The sequence below is a fragment of the Dysgonomonas sp. HDW5A genome (genome assembly GCF_011299555.1).
GTDB lineage: Bacteria > Bacteroidota > Bacteroidia > Bacteroidales > Dysgonomonadaceae > Dysgonomonas_A.
The window spans coordinates 1,738,844-1,756,323 of sequence record NZ_CP049857.1 but is presented as its reverse complement, the minus strand read 5'-3'; the positions used below and the strand labels follow the sequence as shown (position 1 = coordinate 1,756,323).

At 35.1% G+C, this 17,480-nt stretch carries 17 protein-coding genes and 1 pseudogene; 4 read left to right on the top strand and 14 right to left on the bottom strand.

The features are described from left to right. Positions 1-178 precede the first annotated feature (178 nt). Together G7050_RS07300 and G7050_RS07295 are read left to right on the top strand one after the other, a co-directional pair. Complete coding sequence (locus G7050_RS07300) at positions 179-1,051, top strand: alpha-1,2-fucosyltransferase (RefSeq protein ID WP_166113334.1); 873 nt, start codon at positions 179-181, stop codon at positions 1,049-1,051. Positions 1,052-1,072: 21 nt separating this feature from the next. Next, complete coding sequence (locus G7050_RS07295; protein ID WP_166113331.1) at positions 1,073-2,080, top strand: glycosyltransferase; 1,008 nt, start codon at positions 1,073-1,075, stop codon at positions 2,078-2,080. Positions 2,081-2,168: 88 nt separating this feature from the next. Here G7050_RS07295 and G7050_RS07290 read toward each other — a convergent pair whose 3' ends face one another. From G7050_RS07290 to xseB, 10 genes are all read right to left on the bottom strand, one after another. Next, positions 2,169-3,251: a family 10 glycosylhydrolase gene (locus tag G7050_RS07290; RefSeq protein WP_255493345.1), complete on the bottom strand. Its 1,083-nt coding sequence runs from the start codon at positions 3,249-3,251 to the stop codon at positions 2,169-2,171. A 70-nt stretch (positions 3,252-3,321) separates the two neighbouring features. Beyond that, positions 3,322-4,419 carry a carbohydrate-binding family 9-like protein gene (locus G7050_RS07285; protein ID WP_255499274.1) on the bottom strand — a complete coding sequence of 366 codons (1,098 nt, stop codon included), beginning with the start codon at positions 4,417-4,419 and terminating at the stop codon, positions 3,322-3,324. Between the two features lie 153 nt (positions 4,420-4,572). Beyond that, the gene (locus tag G7050_RS07280; protein WP_166113329.1) at positions 4,573-5,514 is read right to left on the bottom strand and encodes a glycosyltransferase family 2 protein; all 942 of its coding nucleotides are present in this window, start codon (positions 5,512-5,514) and stop codon (positions 4,573-4,575) included. A 62-nt stretch (positions 5,515-5,576) separates the two neighbouring features. After that, positions 5,577-6,182, bottom strand: coding sequence for an SIS domain-containing protein (locus G7050_RS07275; protein WP_166113326.1), 606 nt, complete (start codon positions 6,180-6,182; stop codon positions 5,577-5,579). A 114-nt stretch (positions 6,183-6,296) separates the two neighbouring features. Further along, positions 6,297-6,803 (bottom strand): 5-(carboxyamino)imidazole ribonucleotide mutase, encoded by a 507-nt coding sequence (purE, locus tag G7050_RS07270; RefSeq protein ID WP_166113323.1) that lies wholly within the window; start codon positions 6,801-6,803, stop codon positions 6,297-6,299. 104 nt (positions 6,804-6,907) lie between these two features. Further along, positions 6,908-7,351, bottom strand: a complete 444-nt coding sequence (locus G7050_RS07265) for a hypothetical protein (RefSeq protein WP_166113320.1) — start codon at positions 7,349-7,351, stop codon at positions 6,908-6,910. 292 nt (positions 7,352-7,643) lie between these two features. Then, positions 7,644-9,104 (bottom strand): RNA polymerase factor sigma-54, encoded by a 1,461-nt coding sequence (rpoN, locus tag G7050_RS07260; protein ID WP_166113316.1) that lies wholly within the window; start codon positions 9,102-9,104, stop codon positions 7,644-7,646. A 646-nt stretch (positions 9,105-9,750) separates the two neighbouring features. Further along, positions 9,751-10,167: an HAD family hydrolase gene (locus G7050_RS07255; RefSeq protein WP_166113313.1), complete on the bottom strand. Its 417-nt coding sequence runs from the start codon at positions 10,165-10,167 to the stop codon at positions 9,751-9,753. A gap of 5 nt (positions 10,168-10,172) precedes the next feature. Further along, the gene (locus tag G7050_RS07250; protein ID WP_166113310.1) at positions 10,173-10,835 is read right to left on the bottom strand and encodes a 2-C-methyl-D-erythritol 4-phosphate cytidylyltransferase; all 663 of its coding nucleotides are present in this window, start codon (positions 10,833-10,835) and stop codon (positions 10,173-10,175) included. An 11-nt stretch (positions 10,836-10,846) separates the two neighbouring features. Next, positions 10,847-11,044 carry an exodeoxyribonuclease VII small subunit gene (gene xseB / locus G7050_RS07245; RefSeq protein WP_166113307.1) on the bottom strand — a complete coding sequence of 66 codons (198 nt, stop codon included), beginning with the start codon at positions 11,042-11,044 and terminating at the stop codon, positions 10,847-10,849. A gap of 261 nt (positions 11,045-11,305) precedes the next feature. Here xseB and G7050_RS07240 point away from each other — a divergent pair, with 261 nt between their 5' ends. Then, positions 11,306-12,397, top strand: a complete 1,092-nt coding sequence (locus G7050_RS07240; RefSeq protein ID WP_166113304.1) for a DUF6340 family protein — start codon at positions 11,306-11,308, stop codon at positions 12,395-12,397. Between the two features lie 41 nt (positions 12,398-12,438). Here G7050_RS07240 and G7050_RS07235 read toward each other — a convergent pair. The 4 genes and pseudogenes from G7050_RS07235 to G7050_RS07220 all read right to left on the bottom strand — a co-directional run. Then, positions 12,439-13,458: pseudogene (locus G7050_RS07235) on the bottom strand (dipeptide epimerase); the annotation flags it as partial. A gap of 290 nt (positions 13,459-13,748) precedes the next feature. Beyond that, complete coding sequence (locus tag G7050_RS07230; protein WP_166113298.1) at positions 13,749-14,189, bottom strand: WG repeat-containing protein; 441 nt, start codon at positions 14,187-14,189, stop codon at positions 13,749-13,751. 642 nt (positions 14,190-14,831) lie between these two features. Then, positions 14,832-15,674 (bottom strand): alpha/beta hydrolase family protein, encoded by an 843-nt coding sequence (locus G7050_RS07225; protein WP_166113295.1) that lies wholly within the window; start codon positions 15,672-15,674, stop codon positions 14,832-14,834. Next, positions 15,671-16,738 (bottom strand): lysylphosphatidylglycerol synthase transmembrane domain-containing protein, encoded by a 1,068-nt coding sequence (locus G7050_RS07220; protein WP_166113292.1) that lies wholly within the window; start codon positions 16,736-16,738, stop codon positions 15,671-15,673. The genes G7050_RS07225 and G7050_RS07220 overlap by 4 nt, the downstream gene beginning before the upstream one ends. Positions 16,739-17,026: 288 nt before the next feature. On the opposite strand from G7050_RS07220, the gene G7050_RS07215 reads away from it, so the two are divergent. Continuing rightward, the gene (locus G7050_RS07215) at positions 17,027-17,407 is read left to right on the top strand and encodes a GntR family transcriptional regulator (protein ID WP_166113289.1); all 381 of its coding nucleotides are present in this window, start codon (positions 17,027-17,029) and stop codon (positions 17,405-17,407) included. Positions 17,408-17,480 lie beyond the last annotated feature (73 nt).

Genomic DNA, 17,480 nt, shown 5'->3' with positions numbered 1-17,480 from the left:
GGAAAAAGAAAAAATATCTCAAAAATTACAATTCTTATATTCCAATTTCTTTTTATCTTTGAAAACAAATAAATATAAAGGTCTAAACAAAGCGTATTGATTTGCAAATCATTAAGACATTCTTCCAAATAGACGAATAGGAAGTCTTAAACTTTAAATAATGAAATAAAATTATTCGATGATAAAACTCATTCTTTCGGGAGGATTAGGAAATCAAATGTTTGAATATGCTGCCGGGCGAGCTTTATCCATGCGTTACGACACCGACCTATTCGTTGATTTATACCTACTTCAGAAAAAAACAAAAGCAACAATTAGAAGTTACGAACTTTCTGTTTTTAACATTGAAGCTCCTATCAGCCAATCAATACTGAACAAAATAGCAATTAAAGTATTCGGAGCTATCCGTTCAAAGACTATAGGGCATTCATTTCTTGATAAATTCGGTATATTTCGTGATGAAAAGGCACAGTACTACGATAAAAGATTTGAATTACTATCGAAGAATACGACTCTTTTCGGCTATTTTCAAAATGAAAACTATTTTAAAGGGATCTCAGAGCAATTAAAAGTAGATTTTACGTTCAGATCACCACTAAGCGGAGAAAACGATAAAATACGCTACAAGATAGAGCAAATGACCTCGGTATCTATCCATATACGAAGAGGCGACTATATAAATAACAACTCTAATTTGCCGGTTTTAGATTTATCATATTATAAAAAGGCAATAGAATATATTACATCTCAAATCGATAGCTCTTATTTCTTTATCTTTTCTGATGGAATTGAGTGGGTTAAGACAAATCTGGATCTGTCAAAGTTCAACCATGAGTTCATTGATTGGAACATGAATGAGGATAGTTACAGAGACATGCAACTTATGAGTTTATGCAAACACAACATTATTGCAAATAGCTCGTTCAGTTGGTGGGCGGCATGGCTCAACAACAATCCGAGCAAATTGGTAGTAGCCCCTCAAAAATGGTATAAAGGCGATACTGGAATATATCCTGATGGTTTTTTACCTAAAGAATGGATCACTTTATAAAACAGTTATTTAAAACAATATATGCCCAAATTATCTATCATAATGCCCGTATTCAACACAGAAAAATATCTGCGTGAAGCCATTGATAGTATTATTCAGCAAAGTTTTACTGACTGGGAATTGCTTATCATTAACGATGGGTCGACCGACTCCTCCGAAAATATCATCCAATCATATACTGATAAACGGATTCAATATCACAGAAACGACCAGAATATAGGGTTAATCTCAACTCTTAATAAAGGAATAGATATTTGTACAGGAGATTATATTGCCCGTATGGATGCAGATGATATTTCTGAAAAAGACCGGTTTAAAATTCAGCTTGCTTTTCTCGCAGAAAATAAGGAGTATGCGATGTGCGGATCATACGCAAAAGTGATTGATGAGAATAACAATGAAACAGGTAAGATTTTAAACCTTCAAACAAATGATTTTCTCCAGATAAATCTGCTTTTCTCGGTTCCATTTATACACCCAAGTATGATGTTTCGGAGAGAGGTTTTGAAAAATAATTACTTCGATCCCCAATATAAGCATGCGGAAGATTATGAACTTTGGTGCAGAATTGCCAATAATTATAAAATAGCCAATATCCCTGATTATTTACTGAGATACCGTTGGCATACGAACAATGTTTCGGTGACCTATTCCCAAATACAGGAAAATATCAAAAACAAGATAATCTGTAAGGAATTACAGAATATAGGACTTCAACCTTCGGAAAAAGAATTATACCTACACAAAATAACTTTTCAGCAGTTTGATTCAAAAACAGAAGTAGTAAAACAGAAATTTGAAGATTACTCTCAATTAGATTCTTGGTTCTGGAAAATAATAGATTCAAACAAAAACAAGCAGAAATACAACGAAGCGTCTCTCATTGCATTTTTGTGGAGTAGATGGATTGTACTTTGTATCTCTCAAAAGAAGTATAACCAAATCTGGAAGCCTAAATTTGCCTCTTACAATCTATCAGTTCTTTATAGAACGTTTAATCTTCTGATATTCCTAAAAAAGAAAATATAGTCTCCATTAACTACGATGGAAACGAAAAAAGAGTGTAATACTGATTGTATTACACTCTTTTTTCGTTTTATATTAAAGATTTAATTTCTTAATTAAATTCTTTAAGAAGAGCCAGCATTTCATCATCAACCTGTCCGAAAATAGAAACTCCTGCCGCTCCACTATCTAAAGCATATCTGATTCCATCACGCAAGTCATTCTTATCTCTAAAATCGGGAACATATAATCCGGCATAAAGAGGAAAACGTCCGTTAAGACCTTTCAAACCTTCTTTTACAGCAGTCCCGATCCAAGGAGTTTGCTCTTTATAAAATCCATGATAAATCATTGGATAAATAGCAGTCAAATCCCAATTAGTCCAGTCTTGTCTCACCAACCTTTTTGCCACATCAGGAGTCGGGAATACCGCTGCTGTAATGGCCTTATCATGACTTTTCGCCACTTTAGTCAGTTCATTCACTACATTTGTAACAGCATCGTATCTAAATTTTTTCCACGACAGGCTTTCAGAAGGATATTCGATAGAATCGATATTTTCACCATATTCAGCCTGAAATTTTTTCTTACAAACATCACAATAGCAATAATCGTATTGAGGAAGTTCCTGTGTCTGTACGATTCCATATACCTGCCACAAATTTACGGCTAATATAACATCACTGTAACGGATATAATCCAAATGAATTCCATCCACATAATCTTTAGAAAGTGCCTGTTCAACGTCCTTTTTTAAATAGTCAACTACTTCGGGGCGAGAGGGACAAAGCCATCTGTAATAATCTACATAAGGCGGTTGATCGAAACAAGATTCGCCTTTTCTGTTAATCGCATACCAATCAGGATGATTCTCTTTTACATATTGCTCACCTCGGTTCATAATCCACATCCATCGGTGGGTTTCTAAACCTTGCGCTTTTGCAATTCTAAAATGGCGTTCGTTATCCGCTTCAAAAAAGATACCTTTTATACCCGCATCGTAGTATTTTTTATACCTGATAGCAAGATCTTCATCGGTGTCTTTATCGTTTGGGTTAAGCCAAACCCAAAACTTGTGAGTTTTTTCGGTTTGGGATTTTTCACTTTTAGTGTCTTTTCCAAATATCTGAGACGGAAAAGTAAATAGTAATGCCATAAGGCAAACTATAAAAAATTTAGAATCTCTGTTCTTCATGATTGGTATTTTTAAATAGTTAAGATACAAGACCTTTTTGTTGGTTTAATAAATAATCTGGAAAATACAGTCAGCGTATAAGTCCTTCATCGTTAATCCGTATCTCTTTAGAATCAGCGGCTGATATAATAGCTGAAAACTGAGAAGAGGTCGATTCCATCGTTAGTTTATTCTGTTTCCCTTCAATCGAAATATTCTCGGAGATACCCAATTCCTTCAAGTTTTTAGCAAACTTACCATTTACACCTCTATACTGACGTTGTTTGTAATAAACAAGCCACAAATACTGCCTTTGCAATTCGGAATATGGCAAAACAAATTCGGGAAGTTTAGTTCCTGGTTCATTAGTTGAAAACTGAAGATAACCCCATCTTTCAGGAGCATGCATGTCAATAATTCCTTGTGGAGACCACACCCAATTGTTTTCGGGCAAGACTCTATTATTACTGTCACACTTTTTAACGTATTTATCACCTGAAACTTCAGTTTCCCACTGAACACGTGAGAAGTTTATCCGCCAAATATCACCATTCTTCGGAATATTAGGTATATTGGCAACTGTAATATCACTGAAAGGAATAGCTAACTCTACGGTCCAGCCTTTATCCTTATCACCGGGATCATTCAATGAACCATATATATGAACCCCATGTTTCAGTCGATTGCTATCCCACGAGATAAGAGCCCCCGACCCACTACGATATGGCTTCGGTAAAAACAGATCAAACATCGTATTCAACGCATTAATCTCGTATTCGAAGTACTGATGTGAAGTATTCACGGGATTAATAAAAACCTCAAAATCATTATCGAAAAAGACTACCTGATCTCTTTCAGTAAGGTATGCCCATACATTTTCATCATCCAGATTTGCAGCTATATATAAATAGGTACTATCCCAAAGCATTTTCACTTTCGTATCGTAATAAGGTTTTGGTTTAAGATCTCCTTCAATATCCTCAAAAGATTCGCTCCATTGAGCATTTTGCCAGACGCGATCATTGATATTACCATCAATAACAGGAGGTGTAGCCGTGTATCCGGCAACGTAATTTTTGGGCATTGTAAAAAGATGCTCTAACCCCTTAAACGCGGACGATTGGGCGAAAATAGCAGATGCACACCCAAGGGCCCCTATAACAAGGGTCATAAAATAGTGTTTCTTCATATCGAAAATAAATTTAATTGGTCATTACACTTTTCGAGTATTAGACCTATTTGTCGCTTGAATAAGTATAGAAAAGATAGTCAACACAAACTGACGATCTCACTAAACACTTACATTTTAATCAATTAATAGAAAACAGCGAAATATTCGCAATTATTCTTTATAATAGATTTTTGATAATTTCTTAATTAACTTTTGACCCAGAATCGCATATGCGATCTTATACAAAGTACTTTTTTTGAACGTATTAATATTAAAGCCAAGCTTCTTTATTTCTACTGCCGCCTGCTCGTTATAAAAATTACTATGAAAACGTGTAATATATTGCATATAGAAATTCACACAAGCACCTCTGGCTCGTTTGCTGTTTTCAAGCCCTGTTATAACCTGTGTCATAACCTGAGTTGCTAATAGCTGAGATTCTATAGCTTTTTGAGAAACTTGTTTACTTAAACTTTGCGGCGTATTTCTATAAAAAACTGCTCCTTGAGAACAGAAGTAAACACCCGAAGATTGCGCAACAACCCGAAAGAAATATTCGCCATCATCATTTAAAGTAAGCTTCTCGTTCCAGGCTCCCACCCTGGTTAACAAATCTCGATGCACCAACCAAATACTAGATTGTACAATATATTTTTCACGACAAATGTCAATCAATAAATCAACCGGCTTATTATAAGAGTTAGTAGACATTTGTCGATGGGGAATACAAATGGTATCCATCAAATCACCATCAAACAAAAGAATACCTGATGCAATAATCGCATTTCTATCGTTTATTTTGCTATAAAGCTTTACTTGTGCTTCGATTTTATTGTAAGACAAAAAATCATCGGCATCAAGATATTGGATCAGTTCTCCGGTCGATTTTTCAAAGGCAAGATTTCGGGCAGCACTTGCTCCTTTATTTTCTTGTTTATAAATATGAACATTAGGTGACTCATATTGCTTCGCTAAATCATAACTATTATCGGTGGAACCGTCATCTACAATAATTACTTCCAAATCAGCCCAAGTCTGTTTCAGTACATTCTCGATAGTTGCCGAAATATATTTCTCAGCATTATACATCGGAATTAAAACAGATACTTTCATCTCTTTATACTTAAAACTTACTATAGCGTCTTTACTTATTTAGTCTAAAAAAGGTCTGTGACCTATTTACTAAGGCTTCGTGATTTATCGCCAAGATATCCGCCGTGATGGCGTTTTGCATAATCGGCAGCATTAAATCCGATTTTATCCATAGTATCAACAACCAAGATATCACCTATCACGGTCATCATCGTGGTTGAAGTAGTTGGGGTAAGTCCAAGTTTACACACCTCAGCCGGATTACCCGTCAAAAGACATACATCAGCTTCTTGCGCCAACACACTCTCCGGATCACTTGTTATAACAATAAACTGAATGGTTGGATTTAAATGTCTTGCCAAGCCTATAAGTTCGATGATTTCGCGAGTTTTTCCTGAATTTGAGATCATAAGGATGATATCATCTTCTTGAAGAACTCCCAAATCTCCATGCTGTGCCTCACTTGGATGTAAAAAAATAGCCGGTGTTCCGGTAGAACAGAAAGTAGTGGCAATATTTTGAGCTATTTGCCCTGCTTTACCCATACCACTGGTCACTAATTTACCTTTTTTCCGGTGAACATGGTCTACTATCAAATCACTTGCCTTATTATAGGCATCAGTTACCGGAATATTTAAAATCGCATCAGCTTCTTTTTTTAAGATCGCTTTTACATCATCTATACTCATATTTTCGCTGTGTACTTCCTTGACATATTATTAAAGTCGTGAATATCCGATTCATTCCTTTAGGTATAACTAATCATATAGTTACAATCTAAAAGAAACAACTAGGCCTGAGACCTAGTTTGTTTTAAATTTGTATTTAATTGCAGACAATTCTTGATTTGCTTCTACTATTTTACTTTTCAGGTTTTCCTTGTAAGCTGATAATTTTTGTTGAAGCTCTGCATTATCCGTTGATATAATTTGTAAAGCCAAAATTGCAGCATTCAACGATCCGTTTATCCCAACAGTAGCCACAGGTATTCCGGGAGGCATTTGCACGATTGCCAATAAGGCATCTAATCCGTCCAATGAAGCATTAATAGGCACTCCAATTACAGGTAGTGTAGTCATAGAGGCTATTACACCCGGTAAATGAGCAGCCATACCAGCAGCAGCAATAATTACTTTAATACCATTTTCTCTTGCGTTTTTCGCAAATACTTCGACTTCCTGAGGTGTACGGTGAGCCGATAAAGCATTTATCTCAAATGGAATCTCCATTTCATCGAAAAATTTTGCAGCTTTTTCCATTACCGGAAGATCTGAAGTACTTCCCATGATAATTGCAACAAGTGGTTTCATATACTAAGCTATATTATATATTTATTTAAACTAAATGAACTTCATTCTAAATCAAGTAATCCGTATTGATATTGCTATATTTCTAATTGAAAAAGGGCGTGACCTTACTTCAAATAAGAAAGCATCAACAACAATCCTCCAAAAACAGATGCATATGCCAAAACAAATCCAATTATAAAGCCCACATAAACCTGAGCTGCAGTATTAGCCCTGAGATATAGTCGGCAAACACCCAAAAGACCTGCTAAAACAAATAAGATAGCAAAAAGCAGCATCGGGTTAGATCCTTTGACATTAAAGCAAACCGATAACACTCCCCCTACCAATCCGCCTATACCCAACATATGGGCACTTATTTTCCAGAAAAAATTGATAATCATTCCTACAAATGCTATAAAAACAGGAGCAGCAATTAAGCCCAGTGTCCAGTAAAATACATTTGAATTATAGAAAAACAACGTCAAACCTATATTCGATATAACAAATATCATATAAGGTAATGTTCGGTCAGGACCATATTCTAAATTATAATCCCTTATATATCTCATTTTTCTTAAAACAAAAATAAACAGAGCAGGCACTAACAGGGTAAAAAGCAAAGTAGGTATCAAAAACCTCAGAATCTGTCCTGCATATAATTGATAAAAGTTAGTATACACAGCCAGTAGTGCCAAGCTATAAAACGGCATCAGTAGCGGTTGAAAAACCGCTGAAAATAACTTTGCTATATTTTGTCCTATTCTCCACATAATTTAAGTAATTTCAACTGTAATGTTGCATTTCTCAATACTATAATAATTACCGATTGCACCGGTATCATTCATAGAAAGATCCGAAACCTTATATATTTTTCCGCAATCGCGCCACCGGAATATTCATTTGTTCACGATACTTTGCTACCGTTCTTCTTGCTATTACATATCCCTTTTCTTTCAGAATATCCGTAAGTTTATCATCAGTCAAAGGCTTCTTTGTATCTTCATTCTCGATACATTCCCTGAGAATTGCTTTTACTTCTCTCGATGAAATCTCTTCTCCGGCATCGTTTTGCATCGATTCAGAGAAAAAATATTTCAAAGGATAAATTCCAAAGTTAGTTTGTACATATTTACTGTTACTCACTCTCGATATGGTAGAAATATCATATCCTGCCAATTCTGCCACATCTTTCAGTATCATAGGTCTTAAACTCGATTCATCTCCGGTAAGAAAAAAATCATATTGAAGATCTACAATAGCCTGCATTGTACGTTGAAGAGTTTCTTGCCTTTGCTTAATAGCATCGATAAACCAACGAGCCGAATCGAGCTTCTGTTTCACAAACAAAGCTGCATTTTTAGCTTCGGATGTCATGCTCTTTTTATTTTCGGAATATCCTCTCAGCATTTCCGAATAATCTTTATTGACCTTCAATTCGGGGATATTGCGATTATTGAGGCTAAGAAATAATTCTCCATTATAGGTTTCAACGATAAAATCGGGTATAATCGTATTCATCGTTAGCGAGAGTGCATCACCCCAATTATTTCCCGGCTTAGGGTTCAGAGTTACTATCAGATGAATAATCTGCTTTAATTCATCCTCATCTATATTGAGACCCTTTTCTATTTTATCGAAATGCCTTTTGGAGAAGTCATCAAAATATTTTCCAATTACAGTAATTGCTTGCTTAACAACATCCGATTCATTCATCCGTTTTAACTGCAGCAAAAGACATTCCTGTAAATCACAAGCACCTATACCTGCCGGTTCAAAATTCTGGATTACATGCAAAATTTTCTTAATTCGGTCAGATGGTATATCCAAATTTTGCTGAAAGAGTAAATCATCAGAGATTGCACTCAAAGGTCTGTCAAGATAGCCATTTTCATCGATATTACCGATTATATATTCGGCAACCTTTGTAGATTCTTCATCCAGCTCGGTAAGCCTTAATTGTTCGATCAGCGATTCATGTAAAGATTCTGCTGATGAAAAGGGTATATCTTCTTTTGCTATTGCATCCGACGAACTGTAATTATTTAAACGATAATCAGGTATATCATCCTCTGTAAGGTAATCTCCCAGAGCAATATCTTCTTGTGTTATATTATCCGAATCTTCGTAATTGACGTCATCAATAATATCCTGTGGGTCATCAGACTCTTCACGTCCTTCATCCAAAGCAGGATTATCGACCAGTTCTTGTTTGATCCTCTCCTCCAATTCCACATTGGGCAATTCAGTCAACTTTATCACCTGCATTTGTAGGGGTGATAAACGCTGTTGTTGCTTTTGTTGCAGCTGTTGTTTGAGAGCCATAATTATATTAGACAATTAATATTATACACAAAAATAATAAATACTTTCGTATCCTCTTATATATTAATCATACAACTCAAGATTATTTATATAGAACAAAAATTGAAAAGTTTCGATTAACAGTAAAAACACAAAATGCAACAGAGCTTATTGTTAATAATCGGGAGTGGGAACAAACTGGAAAGTCACAAAAATATCATTTAAAAATAATTTTCCTCTAATCAAAGTGAGATTGTAATTCTAGTAGCTATGAAAAATACCACACTATTATATATCAGAATAATTAACAACAAAAATTAACTTTTAAATCATATATAAAATTAAACTATATATTTAATTATTAGAATTATATATAATATACTAAAATAGACAACAATACTATTAAACAGATATTAAGTTTATATAGATAAGATACGACGAAGAAAAACTACCCATAAATACCGAAATATAAGGTAAAATGACAAACAGAAAAACTCACAAAATTAAATATTTAAATAGATATAAAGCAGAGAAAAATTACATCAGGAATTAAATAAAAGAGTAAATAAACGGATCATAAAAAATCACTGTTCAACAATAAACAGTGATTCACTTTTGTCAAAAAAGACATTATCTATGCTTAAAATGAACCCTAAGCTATAAATCATTACAAAATCGCCCTTTCCACCAGTAAACTACGTATTTCTTCCCAATTTACATAGGGTCTGCCCTCCTCTGGAACTATTAAGGGGCATCCTAAGTTTGCATCATCGATATATAAATGCCCATAAGCTTTAGGAGAAGACGTCCAGAAACGCTGTTTAGGATTTTTCTGCACACCATATAAAGCGATTCCATTTTCGGCAAACCAATTTACTGCATCTGTCAGAAAATTTTCTTCTACCACAACAATCTCGCCTTCCACCTTCTTTTTTGTTTTACGATCGCTGCGCATAGTAAATAAAATAAGCTTATGTCCGGCTGCAACCAATTCTTTAAGAACGGGTACAGCTCCAATATCTTCTCCTATGCGTGGAAATTCATGCGTAACGCATGTTCCGTCGAAATCAATACATATATCCATATTTCTTACTTACTTAAAATTACCTCTCCTAAATCTAAATCAAAAGGAGTGGTTATTTTTATATTCATCCTTTCTCCGGCAACTAAATGTATCGAATGTCCATACGACTCTATAACAGAAGCATCATCCGTAAAAGATTCGGAAAAATCGGCTTCATAAGCGTTCTTCAATAAAGCAGAATCAAAAACTTGTGGTGTTTGCACCAAACGAAATCTGGAACGGTCTACTATTTTACTATCCTTTTCATCGAAAATTTCTCGCAAACTATCTATTACTTCAAGCACCGGAACTACTGCTTTGTATTCTTTTGCTGCATCAAAACAGCTTTTCAATAACGATACAGAGGCAAATGGGCGAACAGCATCATGTACTGCTACCAAACCATCACCAACAAGTTCTAAGCCATTTTTGACTGAATGAAACCGGGTTTCTCCACCATCAACTACTTCATGGTACACTGGAAAGCCATAGCCCTCACAAAGTTTAGACCAATGCTCGCGATAAGACGCAGATAATGCAAGAATAATACGAATCGACTTATCGAAATTATAGAAGGCTTCGATCGTTCTCATTAAAACAGGTTTTCTTCCTATACTTAGAAATTGTTTAGGTAATTCACTCCCCATTCGCAAACCTTTGCCTCCTGCAACTATAATTACATTATTCATATATTAATCTTTTAGTCTAAATTATCTAATATTTTCTTTATCTCAACATCTGTTTTATAAAGCTTCTCTTTACAAAGTTTCAATAAAGCGGAGGCTCTTTTTATTTCTTCAGTCAATACATCAACATCCATGTCTCCCGACTCCAGTTTATCGAGTATATTCTGCAATTCTTGTATTGCATCGGTATATGATTGATCTTTTTTTGCCATTCTGTGAACATTTTGTTTGAAATAGAGGTTTAAACATAGATAAATTTAAATTTACATCCAACAAATATAATCTTATATCGAAAATTAAATTTAAATTTGAAGATAATAAAAAGTATTTAATGTCGCATACCTTTTTTATTTCTTTGGTAACCATAACAAATATAACCTTTTATAGTTCAGAAATATATCACTAAATACTTTAAACACTGAAGTAAAAAAGCACTTACTCTTAATAATATTCAGCTCTAAAATAATTTACTTATGACACTTACTAAAACAACAAACCGGTCTATGACCTCATTCTTCCCCAAACTATTTTTATATTCGGGGATATTTTCGGGACTATGCCTGCTAACGAGTTGTACGAGTCTGGATACATTGGTAGTAAATGTAGAAAAGCCTGCACAGATAACATTACCCAATCACATAGATAATATTGTGATTGTAGATAATACAATGCCACAACCCGAAGATATAGGGCATGCCGAATATATTAAAGGCAAAAGAACCAATTCTCAAATATCGGTTAATGCAGACAGTGTAAACTATATCCTTGCAGCTAATCTGTTCGATGAACTCGCCGATAAAGAGTATTTCGATGATGTTATTTTTTATGACGAACCTATAAGAGAAAATGGCGACTTTAGAGATATATTTCCCTTGGATACAACAATTGCCAAAGAGATTTGTATTGCTAACAAAGCTGATGCTATAATTTCTATAGATCGGTTTCTGGTCAGCACAATTTCTAATGAAGATGATTTCGAATTCGGAACCACAATAAAATATCTGGATGTGAAAATGGATGTACGCTTTCAAGTATACTCTAATAAAGGAACAGCCATATCACCGCCATTTTATCTGAATGACAGCATTTACTGGGTCGCGACCTACAGTGAGGATATTCCATTATCAGACACCATTCCCAGCAGAGAGCAAGCGATGAAAGTAGCTGCTCAATATATGGCCGAAAAGGTAGCCACTGCACTAGCTCCTTATTGGAGTAGCGAATTAAGGTGGTATTTCGGAGATGTAAAAGCAGCTAATAAAATGGTAAGCAACAGTGACTGGTCAGGTGCTCTTTCTTTATGGAAATCTGCTTATGAGAAAGAAACAAAAAATATCAAGAAAAAAGCCAGACTGGCAAATAATATTGCTTTGGCATATGAATTATCTGATGAACTGAAAGAAGCTTTAAGATGGATAACAATTTCCTGTGATTTGTTTGAAAAAACAGAAGAAACCACTGTCGATACTGCAAATCTAATTAGAGCAACTGAGTATAAAGATGATTTAATAATCCGATACAACGATTTTAGATTATTAGATATGAGAGACAAGGATTCTAATTAAGTAAAAGAAAATATTTAATTTCAGGGAACTTAATCTGTATCTTATATTTTTTCGACACCTATACCGGGGAGATTATTTAATATAATCTTCCCGTTTTTTATTGAGGTTCCTCTAAAACAATCGTTCGTAATAAGTAGAGCACCATCAAGATCGGCAAAGCTTACAGCGGGAGATAATTGAGATGCAGCAGATATTGCACACGAAGTCTCCGTCATACAGCCTAACATAACATCAAAGCCTAAAGATGGAGCAAGGTTTATCATTTTATGAGCCTCATTCATACCCGTACATTTCATCAGCTTGATATTGATTCCCGAGAAAGCTCCTTTAATCTTCTCCATATCCGCAAGCCTCTGCACCGATTCATCGGCAAAAATGGGTAAAGGACTATGTGCCGTAAGCCAGGCACTAGCCTCCAAATCGGTTTTAAGCATCGGTTGTTCTATCAGTACAACTCCTTGTTCTTTCAGCCAGTAAACCATCTCTAATGCTTCAGATCGATCTTTCCATCCCTGGTTAGCATCAATAGCTAATGGGAGATCTGTGACAGACCGGATTACTTCGATCATACGTTTATCATCGTTTCCGCCTAATTTGACTTTGAGTATCTTAAAATCGGAAGCCACTTCAGATGTTTTCTTTCTAACAATTTCATCCGTATCAATACCAATCGTGTATGTTGTATTAGGCGTATTTTCCGGATTCAGATTCCAGATATCGTGCCACGATTGGTTTCTTATTTTTCCGATTAAGTCATGTAATGCTATATCTATCGAGGCTTTTGCTGCTGTATTTCCAATAGCAATATGATCGACATAATCTAAAATAGTATCAATATCAGATAAATCTGAAAACTGAGTCAAATCGACCTGCTTCAAAAAACTGATAACGCTTTCTTGTGTTTCACCCAAATATTGCGGTAAAGAGGCCTCACCGTAACCAATATACCCGTCATAATGTAGTTCTACTAAAACCACAGGTGTTGTAGTTCGGGAGTATGTTGAAATCGTAAACGGATATTTCAACATCAAATTATAGGGTGAGTATACTAGTTCTATTCTATTCATAGTTTTTGCTTTTTATAGGATTCCACTTCATCTACATATTAGTACAAAGATTAAACAAAGGTGACAAATTATATACAAAAAGGTGACAAAATCGTTAGTTTTTTGTCAACAATCAAAATAATGTAAATCAACAAATTAAACCCAAAAAGATTACAAAAGTGACAAAAGTGACATCCATTTTTGTAGTTATACTCTTTGTCTTGTTTTTTCATTATAATATTTTGTTATATAGATAAATAAGTCTGCGATACACTCCTAAAGTATGACTCATTTTCTTTTCACATCTATTCGACTCGATTTCCTTTCAGATCTATAAAAAAAGTTTCGCCGTCCAGCTTTACCTTTGCCTTACCGTCTTTATTAAAATATCGGGCTTCATCATACACCAACGGAATAATAACTTCACCTGTTTGATCTATAAAACCGCATTTTCCCTCTATACATACTGCAGCCAATCCTGTTTTGGTAAACGACCATGCAGGATTATATATACACGGAATAACCAGCCTCCCTGTTTTATCTACATAACCCCACCAACCATTTAATCGAACCAATGCCAATTCTACTGAGAAAGAATGAGCATATTCATATATAAACGGTACAACTGCTTCGCCTGTTTCGGGATCTAAAAATCCCCATTTACCGTTATCTTCCGACACCACCAATTTTCGCGTTTTGGATGCTAAAATAGTGGTAGATTTTTCTTTTTTTTGTTGTTCAGCCATCTTAAAAATATTTAATGATGCGAATCAGTAGTTGATCTGTTATATTTAATGTTGTATTATTCTAACGCACCCTTATGGGTTTGTTTTTCATTTTGCCTTGATGCAAAACGAAACAAAAGATCAAGACTGTGCCTTTTGCCCGACCCGCTACGGTCTCGAAAGCTAAAACAAAAGAAAACATTTAACGAACGATATCCTTTTGTTTCTTAACGCTTTTTTCATCCTGCGGGTACCCCGTGCAACCGCCAAGGTCGTAGAGCCTGACGGACAAAAGTTGTTTGCGTGCGTCAGCCCAAGTGCATCAGTGGCGGAGCCGTTGGCTGACAAGCGAAACGGGCGTAAAACTAAACGTGCCGTAAGGCAGTAGGTTTAGTTTAGCCTGTAAGCTTTAGGTCAGACAGGCGAGCCACGCAGCACAAAGCCTTTTTGATTCCTTTTGCGGATTTGGGCAAAAGGAATACAAGCAATCTTCGATTGCGCGTAGAATAAAAAGACAATCAAATAGAACATATAATCCCAGCTACTGATTGATATTAATGATCTATCTTTATTAGTAGGGGCAGATCTATGTGTCTGCCTTGAATAGGTGAACACACAGGTTCATTCATTCCTACAGCCAAAGCAATAAATAGTTCTGAGAACTTAATTACTTTTTTCAAGAGAAAAGAATTTTGCAAAAAAATCCAACTGCCATTCTACCGCCTTATTCCAATATTGAGCATTGTGTTCACCCGAAGTCATAATATAAGTGTGTTGAATTTTCTTCGTCAAAAGAAGTTTATGTAGATTTTCATTCACCTCCAAAAAGAAGTCATCCTGACCACAATCAAAAATCAAAGGTATACCTGCCAGCTTATCGACATTTGTAATGACAGTATTCGCATCCCAAAGAGATTTATTATCGGCGTAGCGACCCATAACTTTAGACATTTCCCAATTGTTGGGAAAAGGGCGGATATCTACTCCACCACTCATCGACCCGCAAACACCAAATACATCAGGATGTTGTATGGTTAACCACAAGGCACCATGCCCTCCCATACTAAAACCCGATATTGCCCTACCCTTCGGCGATTGTATCGTTTTATAATGATCATCGACATAGCTCACCAACTCATTACTGACATATGTATCGTATTGAGATTTCGGATTCACCGGACTATCCCAATACCAACTGTTCTTTCCATCGGGACAAACTATGATAAACTCCAATTTTGTTGCCAATTGAGGCAAGGTTGGTTTTACAGTTTTAAGCCATGATAAATGATTACCTCCATATCCATGCAGAAGATATACCACGGGATATGTTTTGTCTGATTGAGCATCATATCCATCCGGTAAAATAATTACATTCTTCACCTCCAAATTCATTTTCGGACTATATACCTCAACAGTATCTATTTGCTGTGAAAATAGTGAGAATGTGTTACCTATGATTAATAGTAATAATACATAAGCAAAACGGTACGAAACTTTGTTTTTCATAATACTTCTTGTGTTTTTTCTTTTTTCTTAAAAGCTTTACTTGCCCAGCGTGGAACGAGAATAGCTCCGATAAAAAGGTAATTATAGTAACTTAACAATCGCCATAATACAATGATAACGGGAACAAGTCCTGAGATCGGGATTAAAGCACTTAAATAATTTTTAAATATCAACTCACTCAAACCGCTTGCTCCGGGTGTAAAGCTAAGTATCATCAATACCCACATTACAAATTGTCTGGCAAAAATCAGCATATGATCCGATACGGAGAAAAATGCCATAAAAAGAGCATTAACTACCAAAAAGCGGGAAGACCAAGACAGAATTGTAGCCAGGATTATGGGCCACCAGTAAGAGAATGATTTTCCTCTTATTTCTCTGGCACTGATAATAAGATCATCTCCTGCTTTTACGGCTCCTCTATACCAGCGACGAAGAAAAGGCAACCTGAATATTTTGATAAGGAGCCATCTTATCGCTTGAGGTTTGAAAAATAGGCCGGTGATAAGACAAATACAAATCACCACCTTTATAATATATGCAGCAATAAATAAGGTAATCACCCCCATTTGTATAGTGTTAATCTCGGGAAATAATGTATCAACGGGAACAAATAGTAATAATAAAGGGAAGGTTACTACAAAAAACATTTCATCAAGCAACATCGTTACAAAAACCATAGCCGTGCTTCTTCCTACGGGTATGTTCTCTTTCGACAAAAACAGCACCGCCATACTCGATCCTCCAACCGATGATGGAGTTACCGCCGTACCAAATTCGGCAAGCAACGTTATCTTTAATGATTGTTTCCATGAAAGCATCTTTTCGGTCAGATATCGATACCGAATGGTAAAACCAAGATCACGACCTACCATCAAAAGCAAGGCTATAAAAAACCAAAATACAGTATTCCATGTAATACTTATATTTTTAAGTTCTGCTAATTGGGCAGCATTTTCTTCTCCCAACAAGTCTTTTGAAAACATATAAATAATTACCCCAACACCAAGAAGAGTGGGTATAAGTATTTTCCAGGTACTAACTTTTGTTGACTGTTCAGTCATATTTATATTCGATTATGAATTACTAATATTGGTTAATTTAACCGCTCGTAATTCTTGATTCTAATGTTAATTACTCATTTTGAATTTTATCCGATAAAAAGGGATAAAAGTTAACACGCCTCAACAAATTACAGATATATAGAGTGCTGTTTTTATCTAAAATTCTGAAATTAAACAGATTATTTACAATTAAAAAATCCTTATATTGTCAAAAATTTTAATCAACAAACTATTTATATAGAAAACTAGTGCTATATTTGTACTGTAACTCTCTAAATTAACAACACAATGGAATTTCATAAAAACAAACCAATCTATCTACAAATTGTGGATGTAATCTCACAAAGAATAGTATCTAAAGAATGGAAAGAAGAAACTAAAATCCCTACCGTAAAAGAGCTTGCAAAAGAATTAGAGGTAAATCATAATACCTTGATGCGCTCACTCGAACTTTTGCAATCAGAAGATATTTTAATGTCAAAAAGAGGTGTTGGTCTCTTCCTCACAAAAGATTCTTACAAGAATGCTCTCGAACTAATGAGAAGGTCATTTTATGAAAATCAAGTACCAGAGTTCTTTGCAACCATGAATTCTTTAAAGATAACATTAGGTGAACTGATAGACTTATATAAAAGCAATAAAAGAGCTAATGAGTCGAGCCTTATTTAAACAGACACAAGAATTACGTTATTATGCATTAAGAATTAAAGAAGCAAACCTTAAAGGTTTGTTTCTTTTTTAC